At 63.5% G+C, this 12967-nt stretch carries 6 protein-coding genes; 4 read left to right on the top strand and 2 right to left on the bottom strand.

What is annotated here, in order from left to right:
• Nucleotides 1-19 precede the first annotated feature (19 nt).
• Entirely contained in the window at nucleotides 20-1621 is a 1602-nt protein-coding gene (locus tag B0G71_RS32645; RefSeq protein WP_116147047.1) for a GMC family oxidoreductase, read from the bottom strand.
• Between the two features lie 122 nt (nucleotides 1622-1743).
• The gene (locus B0G71_RS32640; protein ID WP_181916853.1) at nucleotides 1744-2337 is read right to left on the bottom strand and encodes a sugar dehydrogenase complex small subunit; all 594 of its coding nucleotides are present in this window, start codon (nucleotides 2335-2337) and stop codon (nucleotides 1744-1746) included.
• 361 nt (nucleotides 2338-2698) lie between these two features.
• On the opposite strand from B0G71_RS32640, the gene B0G71_RS32635 reads away from it, so the two are divergent.
• The 4 genes from B0G71_RS32635 (at nucleotide 2699) to glgB (ending at nucleotide 12935) form a co-directional block, all read left to right on the top strand.
• Nucleotides 2699-3361, top strand: a complete 663-nt coding sequence (locus tag B0G71_RS32635; RefSeq protein ID WP_116147045.1) for a DUF1345 domain-containing protein — start codon at nucleotides 2699-2701, stop codon at nucleotides 3359-3361.
• Between the two features lie 466 nt (nucleotides 3362-3827).
• Complete coding sequence (locus B0G71_RS32630) at nucleotides 3828-7271, top strand: maltotransferase domain-containing protein (RefSeq protein ID WP_116147043.1); 3444 nt, start codon at nucleotides 3828-3830, stop codon at nucleotides 7269-7271.
• Nucleotides 7268-10732 (top strand): maltose alpha-D-glucosyltransferase, encoded by a 3465-nt coding sequence (treS, locus tag B0G71_RS32625; protein ID WP_116147041.1) that lies wholly within the window; start codon nucleotides 7268-7270, stop codon nucleotides 10730-10732. The genes B0G71_RS32630 and treS overlap by 4 nt, the downstream gene beginning before the upstream one ends.
• Nucleotides 10725-12935: a 1,4-alpha-glucan branching protein GlgB gene (gene glgB / locus B0G71_RS32620; protein WP_116147039.1), complete on the top strand. Its 2211-nt coding sequence runs from the start codon at nucleotides 10725-10727 to the stop codon at nucleotides 12933-12935. The genes treS and glgB overlap by 8 nt, the downstream gene beginning before the upstream one ends.
• The last annotated feature ends 32 nt before the right edge of the window (nucleotides 12936-12967 follow it).

Here is a 12967-nt window from a genome sequence, read left to right as displayed (position 1 = left end):
TGTGGCTCTCCGTTCACGCTCAGATTTCATGCTTGAGCTTGTCGGCCAGCTTCAGCGACAAAGCCGCGATCGTCAGCGTGCAATTCACCGACGCCGCGGTCGGCATCACGCCGCTGCTGGCGATGAACAGATTGGAGTGGTCGTGCGTGCGGCAGTCCGCATCGACGACCGAATCCGCCGGATCGCTACCCATGATCGTGGTGCCCATGATGTGATTGTTCGGCGCGAAGGTGTCGTCGAAAGTGACCTCGGCGCCGCCGAACAGCGCGGCGATCTGCGCATACAGTTCGTGCGTGTTGGCCGCGCTTTTCTTCACGTAGTCGTTGATCGAGTAATAGATTTCCGGCTGCGGAATGCCGAGCGAATCCTTGTGATCCGCCGACGGCACCACGCGGTTCTGCGGCTCCGCCAGATGCTCATGGAAGCTGTTGATATTCAGCGTGCGTGCCGCGCGGTCGCGTATCTGCCGGTCGAGTTCGGCGCCGGTCAGACCTTGCTTGAGCAGCGCGGCGGTCACGCTCATCGTGGGCACGCCGTTCGAGAGATGCAGCTTCTTCGCGGCGTAGTCCGAGCGAAACGCGCCATCGCGAAAGTTGACGATCGAGGTCATCTCCATCGGTCCGCGTCCGGGCCACAAAGGTTCATTGGCGAGGAACGTGACACCCGTGCCCGGATGGTCCATCAGATTGCGGCCCACCTGGTCGGAGCTGTTGCCGACGCCGTGCGGGAATTTATCGGATGTCGACATCAGCATCAGCTTCGGCGTTTCGATGCCGTTCGCGGCCAGCACGAACAGTTTGCCGGTCACGCGCGTGCTGTTGCCGTTCGGGTCCTTGTAGTGGACGGCCGTGATCAGACCTTTGTTGTCCGCTTCGACGCGATACACCACCGCTTCCGGAATCAGTTTCGCGCCGGCCTGTTCCGCTTTCTCCGCATGCACGACGCCGTTGTACATCGCGGCGATCGGGCAGATCGGCATGCAGTTGTTATTGCCGCAGCAGGTGGGCCGCGCATCGTATGGACGGCTGTTGCGCGCCACCGGCTCGGGCACGACCTTGAAGCCTTGCGCAATGAGCACGTCGCTGAAACGCTGATCCATGTACGAGAGCGGAAGCGGGTTCATCGGATACGGCTTCGAGCGCGGCGAGCCGAGATCGATCGAACTGCCGGGGCCGGACACGCCGAGTTGCACTTCTGCCGCCGAATACCAAGGCTCCAGCGTCTCATATGGATACGGCCAGTCGCGTCCCACGCCATACAGCTTGTGCAACTGGAAGTCCGAGGGCAATAGCCGCCAGGCGGCCGCGGCCCAATGCCAGGTCGTGCCGCCTACCAGCCGCAGATACTGCGAGCTATAAGGATAGTCGCCTTTCTGGATCAGATAATTGTTGGCGGGCGCGTACTCGGGATGCGGCGCGTAAGGCGTCGATGGATACGGTGTCGCGAAGTCCGACTTGACCGGCGAGTTGCGGAAGTTCTCGACGATTTGCCAACGCGGAATGCGTGGCCCGGCTTCGAGCAGAATCACCGACGCGCCGGCCAGCGCCATCTGATGCGCGACCAGTCCGCCCGCCACGCCCGAACCGACCACGACGATGTCGGCGGAATTTGAGTTTGCCATTGTTGCCCTCTTGCAGGCTTGCTGTGCTGCCTGTTGTGCTGCCTGTTTGTGCTTGCTGTATTCACGTACCTGCGTCGGACGATTCAATCAAGCGATGCGGCACGCGCGAGAGGAAGGTCTCCTTAAGCGCTCAGCGGTTTCTTCGTCCAGTAGAACGGCACGTCCCGGCAATAGGACGGAATCGTGAGCACGTCCTTGACGGGCTCGAACATCAAGGCTTTTTCATAAGCGACCACGTCCACATGCGGCATGTCGCCGACGAGGCCGAGATACCACGCGCGCATGATCGCGCTCACGGTTTTGGCGAGCGCCGGCTGGTCGACTTGCAAAGCCTGCGTCACGGTATCGGACGGGACGCCGCCATGGCCCTGCAGCCATGTGTTGAGCGCGCCGACGTTCTGCGTGAACTGACTGTCGGATTTGACGAGGGCATCGTAGACGCGTTTGCCAAGCGAGGCGTCGAAGCCCGTGCGGCCGGTGAGGCGCTGCGAGAGTGCGAGGAAAGCGTCGAGGCCGCCGCCGGCGGGCGTGTCCGCAAACGCCGGGGCGATCCATGAAAGCGAGCGGCCGGCGCCGGCGAACGCAAGCGCCGCGGCCGCCGCGCATGCGCCGAGCACCCACGCTCTGCGCGAGGCGGAAACCGATGCTGACGGCGACAACTCTGCTGGATGCGTCGCTTCGTGGCGCGCATCATTGTTCTTGGGTACATCTGTCATGGAGACTCCAGATGGTGAGTGATTCTCAACGTGCCTCGCGACCGTGGCGTGCTGCCATTCGCGCGTGGCGTCGATCTCTACCCCAAACCTGGTCTAAGCGCCGCTTGAGCGGTCTTTTATGAGCCCGCGCATACCCAGTGCGAACTGGAGCGACGCGGTGCTGATGACATTCGCATGAAACTGTCTGCATGGCATGACATGCCCAGCAAAAAAACCGGGCCGCCTGCCAATCGCCTTTCAACTGAAAGCGGCGCGCAAGGGCGTTGCGAAAGACTATAGCCTGTGACCCGTCCATTCGACAAATGATGGACCCGGCGCGGGTAGAATCCGCGACACTGAGAGCACGACACCCCTACATTCCATGCTCACCAAATACTACCCACAGGTTCTTCGCAATCGACCGCGCATGCTGGTCGGCCTTGCGCTCGGCATTATCGCCGCGGGGCTCCTGCCCGCGCATACACGTGCGATGGTCCGCGTGCTGGCCGGCTGGGACGCAGCGGTCTGGAGTTATCTGGCGATGATCTGGGTGCACATGGCCGTCGCCGACGAAGGCCGCGTGCGCGAGTTCGCCCGTCGCGACGACGAGAACGCCGGCGTGGTGCTGATCGTGATCTGTATGGCGACCATCGCGAGTATTGCCGCCATCGTGATGGAACTGGCCTCGGTCAAGGGGACGGCAGGCGCTTCCACAGTTTGGCACTACGTGCTGACCGGGCTCACGCTGTTCGGCGCATGGTTCCTGATCCCGACCATCTTCACGCTGCACTATGCGCGGCTTTACTACGATCTCGAAGCAAAGGAAACGCCGCTACTGTTTCCCGACAAGGCGCTCCAGCCGGACTATTGGGATTTTCTGTATTTTTCGTTCACTATCGCCGTCGCCTCGCAAACGTCGGACGTGGCGTTGCGCTCGCGTTCGTTCCGCCGCGCCGCGCTCGCGCAATCCGTCCTGTCGTTCTACTTCAACGTGGCTGTGCTGGGCTTGTGCGTGAACATCGCGGCGGGTTTGCTCGGCTCGTAATATTGCCGACACAACGCGAACTCGCGAACACCCTTGCCCTATGAGACTCCGCCTTTTGCGGTCATCGCCCCGCCGCTGACGCGTCACGTGTAAATCCCGGACCGCAGTCGCCCGTTTTACACGCGGCGGCCGTCCATTCGACGTCTGTTGGCGCCTCGCGCCTTTTTTGCGCCTCCTTCGGAAGCTTACTGCGAAGCGTACGCTCCCCTCTCCATCACTCCCGTTCGAGCCGCACTGGCACAGCGTTTGCTGCGTCTCCCGAAGCGATCTGGCCGGCCCGCGCAATCGACGCCTGGCGTCAAAGCACCCTTTACTGGCCAGCGGCGTGACGATCTTTGCACTACATTGACCAGTACGCGCCGTCGCTTTATGCATCGCGCGGTATTCGGCTCTGGAAGCCCAATGAGCGCTGTGATCGCATGCCAACTGCATCCACACCGCAGCAGGACGAATCTGGAAACCACCGATGGAACCTCGAAACGGGTACGCGCCGCGGATTTACTTTTTTCATTCACTTCTGGTCGGGCCGCTCGATGCGTGGCCAGCGCAGTTCGCGCACGCAGCCGCGCTGGGCTTCGATCACGCGCTGATCGGCAGCCTCTTCGAGCCTGGACAGGCCGGCCACGGACAGGTGGTCGGCAGCCACGCCCGCCTGCATCCGGTATTCGAAACCCAACAGCAGTCGGCCACCGAGGCGATTCGCACGCTTGCGAACGCGGCAAAGCAGAATGGCCTGACCTTGCTGGTCGATCTGGTGATCGACCGGATGGCCGCGGACGGCACTCTGTACGCCGAACATGCCGACTGGTTCCACCCCTTCGAATCTGAAGAGGCGCGGCTCGATCCGCGCCATGTGCATCGCGAGGACAACGTCGCGTATGCGAACTTCAACGAGGCGGGCAGCAGTGCCGCACTGGTCGGCTGGTGGACGCAGCAACTGCTGGCGCTCACCGAGGCCGGCGTGGGCGGGTTCCGCTTCGATTCGCCGCATCGCGTGCCGGCCGCCGTCTGGCGGCAATTGGGCGCCGCCGTCCGCGCGCAGCATCCTGAGGTGCGTTTTCTCGCCGCCACGCCTGGCCTGGCGCGTGACGATCTGCTCGGCCTGCAAGGCGCCGGCTTCGACAGCGTGTTCTCGTCGGTGCGCTGGTGGGACTTCCGCGCGAGCTGGATGGTCGAGGAGCATGCCGCGCTCGCGCGCATCGCCGCGCCAATCGGCTTTCCGGAAGCGCCGTACGGCACTCGTCTCGCCGCCGAACTGACCGATGTGCACGACGCCGCCATCGTCGAGCGGGCTTACCGGCGCGCGCTGTTTACCTCGGCGTCGATCGGCACGGGCTGGATGATGCCGATGGGTTTCGAGTACGGTATCGCCGAGCCCATGTCGCAAACACGCGGTGACGCGGCGCAGTTCGCCCGTGCCGCCCAGGCGAAAAAGTTCGATCTCACTGAAGCCATCACGCATGTGAACCTGGTGGCGAGTAAATCGAAAACGCTGCACGCCAACGGTGAGTTGCGCCCGCTCAGCGGACCCGGCGCACCGGCGGCGATATTGCTGCGCGCCGACCAGCCCGACTTGCGCCATGCCGACGAAGCCATCCTGATCGCGATCAATCCCGAACTCGGCGCGCCGGTACGCGTCGATCCCGCGCGCTTCCTTGCGGGCGTGCCCGGCAACTTCACGCGCTTCGTGCCGCTCGACGCGCCCGCCAACGCCTCACCCGCCACCCTCACGCGATTCACACTTGCACCTGGCGCGGTCCGTCTGTTCCGCGCGGTCACGGAGAAGCCGATCCGCCTCGCGCCGCCCATCGACAAACCGAACAGCAAGCGCAGCGGCCGCAAGACCGTACTCGAGGCGCTGAGCGCGCCGCGCGTGGCCATTGAGAGCGTGACGCCCTCGGTCGACAACGGCCGTTTCGCGGCCAAGCGCAGCGTGGGTGAGCGCGCGGAAATCACCGCCGCGATCTTCGCCGAAGGTCACGACAAGATCGCCGCCGCCGTGATCTGGCGCGCCGCCGACGAAACCGCCTGGCACGAAGTGCTGATGGAACCGGCCCAACCCGCCGGCCTCGATATCTGGAAAGCGCGCATCCCGCTCGAACGCATGGGCCGTCACGAATTCACCGTGATCGCATGGCGCGACGACTTCGCTTCACTGGTCGAGCACGTGCAGAAGAAGCTGAAGGCGGGACAAACCGTCGAACTCGAACTCGACGAAGCGTCGCATCTGTTCGCGCTGGTGCTCGCCGAGGTCGAAACTTCGGAAGGGGCGCTCATCGAACCGCTCGAACATATCGTCAAGCTGTTCACCAAGGCCGATGCGGAAACGAAGCTCGCGCTGCTGCTCTCGCCGACCACGGCGAAGGCGATGACCGCCGCGCGCCACCGGCCGTTCCTGAGCCGCGATCCGGTCATCTACAAGATCGACGCTGACCGCACCGCCGCGCGCTTCGCAAGCTGGTACGAAATCTTCCCGCGCTCGATGAGTGACGACGAATCGCGCCACGGCACCTTCGCCGACGTCACGGCCAAACTGCCGCGCATTCGCGATATGGGTTTCGACGTGCTGTATTTCCCGCCGATTCACCCGATCGGCGTGGCGAATCGCAAAGGCCGCAACAATACGCTGACGGCGCAGCCGGGCGACGTCGGCAGCCCGTACGCGATCGGCGGGGTTGAAGGCGGCCATACGGCCGTGCATCCGCAACTCGGCACGCTCGACGACTTCAAGGCAATGCTCGCCGCCGCGCACGACCACGGCCTGGAAATCGCGCTCGATTTCGCGGTGCAATGTTCGCCGGATCATCCGTGGCTGAAGGAGCATCCGACGTGGTTCGCGTGGCGCCCCGACGGCACGCTGCGCTATGCGGAGAATCCGCCGAAGAAGTATCAGGACATCGTCAATCCCGACTTCTATGCGCACGACGCCAAGCCCGATTTGTGGCTCGCGCTGCGCGACGTCTTCCTGTTCTGGATCGAAGCGGGCGTGCACATTTTCCGCATCGACAATCCGCACACCAAGCCGCTGCCGTTCTGGGAGTGGGTGATCGCCGATGTACGGGCACGCTATCCCGACACGATCTTCCTCGCCGAAGCCTTCACGCGCCCGCGCATGATGAACCGGCTCGGCAAGATCGGTTTCTCGCAGTCGTACACGTACTTCACGTGGCGGGAATCCAAGCGCGATTTCATCGAGTACATGACCGAGCTCACGCAAACAGGCGCGCGTGATTCGTACCGGCCGAACTTCTTCGTCAATACGCCGGATATCAACCCGCGGCATTTGCAATCGCAGGGACGCACGGGCTTTCTGATTCGCGCCGCACTCGCTTCCACACTGGCCGGTTTGTGGGGCGTGTATAGTGGTTTCGAGCTATGCGAGGCCGCTGCACTGCCGAACAGCGAGGAATATCTCGACTCCGAGAAGTACCAGTTGCGCGCGTGGGACTGGAACCGGCCCGGCAATATCGTCCCCGAGATTACGGCGCTGAACCGGATTCGCCGCGCGAACCCGGCGCTGCAAACGCATCTCGGCCTGACATTCCTGCCCGCGCATAACGACCACATCCTGTTCTTCGAAAAGGCAACCGAAGCGCGCGACAACGTGATCCTCGTCGCAATCAATCTCGACCCGTTCAACGAACAGGGCGCGGATATCGAATTGTCGTGGGAGACTTTCCAGAAATGGAATCTGCACGATCATGGCCCGCTGGAAGTCACCGACCAGATGACCGGCGCCCGCTTCGAATGGCACGGCCGCTGGCAGCACGTTCAGCTCGGGTCGGGCCAGCCGTTCTCGATCTGGCGCATCGCGCCGCTCGGCGGCCTGCCCGCCGAGCGGCCCGATGAAGCCGACAGCGACTATCACGCAGACGCTGGCAACCCAACCTCAACGGAAGGTGCGACATGAAGCGTGACGACCCAGCTCAAACCACGACACAGTCACCGGTGGGCAATGCCCCCGGCAACACGGCCAGGCCGCGCACCAATCGGCGCGGCAAGCCCGCCGCCTTGAGCGACGATCCGCTCTGGTACAAAGACGCGATCATCTATCAGGTGCACATCAAGTCGTTCTTCGACGCGAATAACGACGGCGTGGGCGATTTTCCCGGCCTGATCGCGAAGCTCGACTACATTGCCGAACTCGGTGTGAACGCGATCTGGCTGCTGCCGTTCTATCCGTCGCCGCGACGCGACGACGGCTACGACATCGCCGATTATCGCAACGTGCACCCCGACTACGGTCAGATCGCCGACGTGAAGCGCTTCATTCAGGAAGCGCACGCACGCGGTATTCGTGTGATTACCGAGTTGGTCATCAACCATACGTCGGATCAGCATCCGTGGTTTCAGCGCGCGCGCCGCGCGAAGCCGGGCTCGAACCATCGCAACTACTACGTGTGGTCCGACACGGATCAGAAGTACCAGGAAACGCGGATCATCTTTATCGACTCGGAGCCGTCCAACTGGACGCACGATCCGGTGGCGGGCGCGTACTACTGGCATCGTTTTTACTCGCATCAGCCCGATCTGAATTTCGACAATCCGGCCGTGCTGAAGGAAGTGCTGCAGGTCATGCGCTTCTGGCTCGATATGGGCATCGACGGGTTGCGGCTCGACGCGGTGCCGTATCTCGTGGAGCGTGAAGGCACGAACAACGAGAACCTGCCGGAAACCCACGCCATCCTGAAGAAGATCCGCGCCACCATCGACGCCGAGTATCCGAACCGGATGCTGCTCGCCGAAGCCAACCAGTGGCCGGAAGACGTGAAGGAATATTTCGGCGACGAAGACGAATGCCACATGGCATTCCACTTCCCGCTGATGCCGCGCATCTACATGTCGATTGCGAGCGAAGACCGTTTCCCGATCACTGACATCATGCGGCAAACGCCGGACCTCGCCGCCACGAACCAGTGGGCGATTTTCCTGCGCAATCACGACGAGCTGACGCTGGAAATGGTCACGGATTCCGAGCGCGACTATTTGTGGAACACCTACGCGAGCGACCGCCGCGCCCGTTTGAATCTCGGCATTCGCCGCCGTCTCGCGCCGTTGATGGAGCGCGACCGCCGCCGTATCGAACTGATCAATTCGTTGCTGCTTTCCATGCCCGGCACACCCGTGATCTATTACGGCGACGAACTCGGCATGGGCGACAACATCCACCTGGGCGACCGCGACGGCGTCCGTACGCCGATGCAGTGGTCGTCCGATCGCAACGGCGGATTCTCGCGCGCCGACCCTGAGCAACTGGTGCTGCCCCCGGTCATGGGCTCGCTATACGGTTTCGACGCGGTGAACGTGGAGGCGCAAAGCCGCGATCCGCATTCGCTGCTGAACTGGACCCGGCGCATGCTCGCCACGCGCCGCGCGAAGCAGACTTTCGGGCGCGGCACGATCCGCTTCCTGAAGCCGGAGAACCGCAAGATTCTCGCGTATCTGCGTGAAATGCCGGGTGAACCGCCGATCCTGTGCGTGGCGAATCTGTCGCGCGCGCCGCAAGCAGTGGAACTCGATCTGTCCGAGTTCAACGGTTCGGTGCCGATCGAAATGACCGCGGACTCTGTGTTCCCGGCCATCGGCCAACTGACTTATCTGCTGACGTTCCCGCCGTACGGCTTCTTGTGGTTCATGCTGTGCCCCGGCGGCCAGCGTCCGACGTGGGCACAGGCTCATTCGGAATCGCTGCCGGAATTCGTCACGATCGTGATCCGCGAAGGCCAGGTCGGTCCAACGCCGGAAAACGTACGTCTGCTCGAATCGGAAGTGCTGCCTTCATGGCTGAGCCGGCGCCGCTGGTTTGCGTCGAAGGATCAGAAGCTCAACGCGGTGCGGCTCGCGGCATTGACCACGATTCCGCACGGCGGCTTCGCCTTTACCGAAATCGAAGCGGACGTGGGCGGTCACACCGAACGCTACGTGGTGCCGATCGCCATCACGTGGGGCGGAGAAACCACTTTCCCGCTGTTCAAGCAACTGGCCTTCGCGCGCGTGCGGCGCGGCCGCAACGTGGGGCATCTGACGGATGCCTTCGCCTTGCCGATCTTCGCGCATGGCGTGATGCGTAAATTGCGCGAACGCGCCGTCGTGCCCACCGTGCAGAAGAGCGAAATCAAGTTCCTGCCGACCGAGCGTTTCGCCGAACTCGAAGGACTCGGCGAACGGCCGGAGATCCGCTGGCTCGCCGCTGAGCAGAGCAACAGTTCGCTGATCATCGCCGACGCAGTCGTGCTGAAGCTGGTGCGTCGTCTCGTGAGCGGCATTCATCCGGAAGCCGAAATCAGCCGCTACCTCACGCAACTCGGTTACGCGAATACCGCGCCGCTGTATGGCGAAGTGGTGCGCGTCGATCCCGAAGGCGTGCCGCACACGCTCTGTATCCTGCAAGGCTATATCGAGAATCAGGGCGATGCGTGGAACTGGTCGCTCGATTATCTGCGCCGCTCGGTGGACGAACTCGCCATCGCTGTCGATACCGAAGCGCAATCGGCGCCGGACCGCACCAACGAATCAATTCTGCTGGAAGGCTACAGCGCGTTGGCCGGCACTATCGGCAGGCGGCTGGGCGAACTGCACGTGGCGCTCGCCTCGCCGACGGACGACCCGGCGTTTGCGCCGGAAGCGGCCGACGCGGAGCAGGTGAAGGCGTGGGTGGACGGCACGCAAGCCATGCTCGCCAGCGCGCTCGACCTGCTCGCGCCGCGCATCGAGCAGATGAGCGATCCGGAAACCAAGGCGCTGGCGCAAAGTCTGATTGACCGGCGCAAAGAACTGGTGGCCGCCGTCGACAAGCTGGTTTCCGCCGACGCGGGCGCGCTGCGCATCCGCATTCACGGCGACTTCCACCTCGGCCAGGTACTGGTCGCGCAGGGTGACGCATTCCTGATCGACTTCGAAGGCGAGCCGGCACGCTCGCTTGAAGAACGTCGTCAGAAATCGAGCCCGCTGCGTGACGTGGCCGGCTTGATGCGTTCGCTGTCGTATGCGAGCGCGGCGGCGCAGTCCACCACGGAGGCGGCGCCGCAACAGACCGCCGATCGCAAGCGCGCGCTGTTCGATCGTTTCCGCGCGCATGCCACCGAAACGTTCCTCAGCGAGTATCGCGCGGCTGCCGCCCAAGCGTCGACGCCGCTCGTCGCGCCCGAAGCCGAACAGGCCTTGCTCGATCTGTTCCTGATCGAAAAAGCCGCCTACGAAATCCGTTACGAAGCGGCCAACCGTCCGACATGGCTCAGTTTGCCGGTACGCGGCCTCGCCGCGCTCACCAGCCGATTGCTCGGCGACACCGGTACGCCCAGCCACCATTCATCAACCCAGGCGCCAGGCGCCGCCACACCGCCTAATCCGGCCGAGGGCGACTATGAGTGAGCATGATCCGGCCGTAGGCCTCCAACCGCTCGAGATCGACGCGCTCGTCGAAGCGCGCCACCCCGATCCTTTCTCGCAACTCGGGATGCATCAGACGGACGCCGGACCGGTGGTGCGCGCGCTGTTGCCGAACGCCGCGCACGTCAGCGTGATTGCGCGTGCCGACGGTGCGCTGCTCGGCGAGCTTGAACAGTTGCGGCCGGGGCTGTTTGCCGGTCGCGTCACGACTGCGGCGCCGTACCGTTTGCGGATCGACTGGCATGGCGTGGTGCAGGAAATCGAGGACACGTATTCGTTCGGTCCGGTTCTCGGCGACGAACCGCTTGGACGGCTCGCCGGCGGCGATCCGTATGCGGTGCTTGAATGTCTCGGCGCTCGCCCAATGGAATTCGACGGCGTACCGGGCGTGCGCTTCGCCGTGTGGGCGCCGAACGCACGGCGCGTTTCGGTGGTGGGCGACTTCAATGCGTGGGACGGCCGGCGTCATCCGATGCGGCTGCGGCATCAGGCCGGCGTATGGGAATTGTTCGTGCCGCGTGTCGGGCCGGGTACGCGCTACAAATACGAGCTGCTCTCGCGCGATGGTCATCCGTTACCTCTGAAGGCCGACCCTTGCGCGATGCAAACGGAGAAGCCGCCGGGCACCGCATCCATCGTCGCGCATGTCGACGAGATCGAGCAGTTTCCGTGGACCGATCACGAATGGATCCAGTCGCGCGCCGGCAAGCAGACGCCGCGCTCGCCGATCTCGATCTACGAAGCGCATGCCGAGTCCTGGCTGCGCGTCGCGGAACAAGGTCAGCGCGGGCTCGATTGGGATGAACTCGCGGAGCGCATGATCCCGTACGTGAAAAGCATGGGCTTTACGCACGTGGAGTTCATGCCGATTGCCGAGCACCCGTTCGGCGGTTCATGGGGTTATCAGCCGCTCGGGCAGTTTGCGCCGTCGGCGCGCTTCGGCAAGCCCGAACAGTTCGCGAGGTTCGTCGACAAAGCGCACGAAGCCGGACTCGGCGTGATTCTCGATTGGGTGCCGGCGCACTTTCCGAACGACGCTCATGGTCTGATCGACTTCGACGGCACGCCGCTCTACGAGCATGCGGACCCGCGCGAAGGCTATCACCAGGACTGGAACACGATGATCTACAACCTCGGCCGCAACGAGGTGAGCGCGTTCCTGGTCGCTTCGGGGTTGGCGTGGCTGAAGCGCTATCACGTCGACGGTCTGCGCGTGGACGCGGTCGCGTCGATGTTGTATCGCGACTATTCGCGCGCCGCCGGCGAGTGGGTGCCCAATATTTACGGCGGCCGTGAGAACCTCGAATCGATTGCGTTCCTGAAGCGCCTGAATCATGAAGTCGGCTACGTGCCAGGCGCGCCGGGTGCGATCACGATCGCCGAGGAATCGACCGCATGGCCGGGCGTCACGGCGCGTGTCGAAGACGGTGGTCTCGGCTTCCAGTTCAAGTGGAACATGGGCTGGATGCACGATACGCTGCACTACATGGAGGAAGATCCGGTCTACCGCCAATACCATCACCACATGCTGACGTTCGGGATGGTGTACGCGTACTCGGAGCGCTTCGTGCTGCCGCTCTCGCACGACGAAGTGGTGCACGGCAAGGGCTCGCTGCTCGGCAAGATGCCCGGCGACAGGTGGCAGAAGTTCGCCAACCTGCGCGCGTATTTCGGCTTCATGTGGACGCATCCCGGCAAGAAGCTGCTATTCATGGGCGGCGAATTCGGCCAGTTGGCGGAGTTCGACCACGATACGTCGCCGCATTGGCATCTGCTCGACGATCCGAACCACCACGGCGTGCAAAAGCTGGTGCGCGACCTGAACCGGTTGTATAGCGAAGAGCCCGCGCTGTATCTGCTCGATTGCGAGCCGGGCGGCTTCGAGTGGCTGATCGGCGACGACAGCGGCAACAGCGTGTTCGCCTATCGCCGCACCGATGGCGCCGGCCGCGAACTGGTCGTAGTCTGCAATATGACGCCGGTGCCGCGTGTGGGTTACCGGATCGGCATGCCGCGCGGCGGACGCTGGTCGGAAGTGCTCAATACGGACGCCGGCGTGTATGGCGGGTCGAACATGGGCAACGGCGGCCTGATCCATACCGACGAACAATCGAGCCATGGCTGGCCGCATTCCGCTTCGCTAACACTGCCGCCGCTTGCAACGATCGTATTGCGCGCGGACTAGAGAAGGACGAGCGGTGAAGCGAGCGCGCGGCG

This window comes from Paraburkholderia sp. BL27I4N3 (genome assembly GCF_003386115.1).
Taxonomy (GTDB): domain Bacteria; phylum Pseudomonadota; class Gammaproteobacteria; order Burkholderiales; family Burkholderiaceae; genus Paraburkholderia.
This window is presented reverse-complemented; position numbering and strand designations above follow the sequence as displayed.

What these genes read in the sequence shown, in the direction of transcription:
- B0G71_RS32645 (WP_116147047.1), bottom strand. Translation starts at nt 1,621, where the DNA reads ATGGCAAACTCAAATTCCGCCGACATCGTCGTGGTCGGTTCGGGCGTG.
- B0G71_RS32640 (WP_181916853.1), bottom strand. Translation starts at nt 2,337, where the DNA reads ATGACAGATGTACCCAAGAACAATGATGCGCGCCACGAAGCGACGCAT.
- B0G71_RS32635 (WP_116147045.1), top strand. Translation starts at nt 2,699, where the DNA reads ATGCTCACCAAATACTACCCACAGGTTCTTCGCAATCGACCGCGCATG.
- B0G71_RS32630 (WP_116147043.1), top strand. Translation starts at nt 3,828, where the DNA reads ATGGAACCTCGAAACGGGTACGCGCCGCGGATTTACTTTTTTCATTCA.
- treS (WP_116147041.1), top strand. Translation starts at nt 7,268, where the DNA reads ATGAAGCGTGACGACCCAGCTCAAACCACGACACAGTCACCGGTGGGC.
- glgB (WP_116147039.1), top strand. Translation starts at nt 10,725, where the DNA reads ATGAGTGAGCATGATCCGGCCGTAGGCCTCCAACCGCTCGAGATCGAC.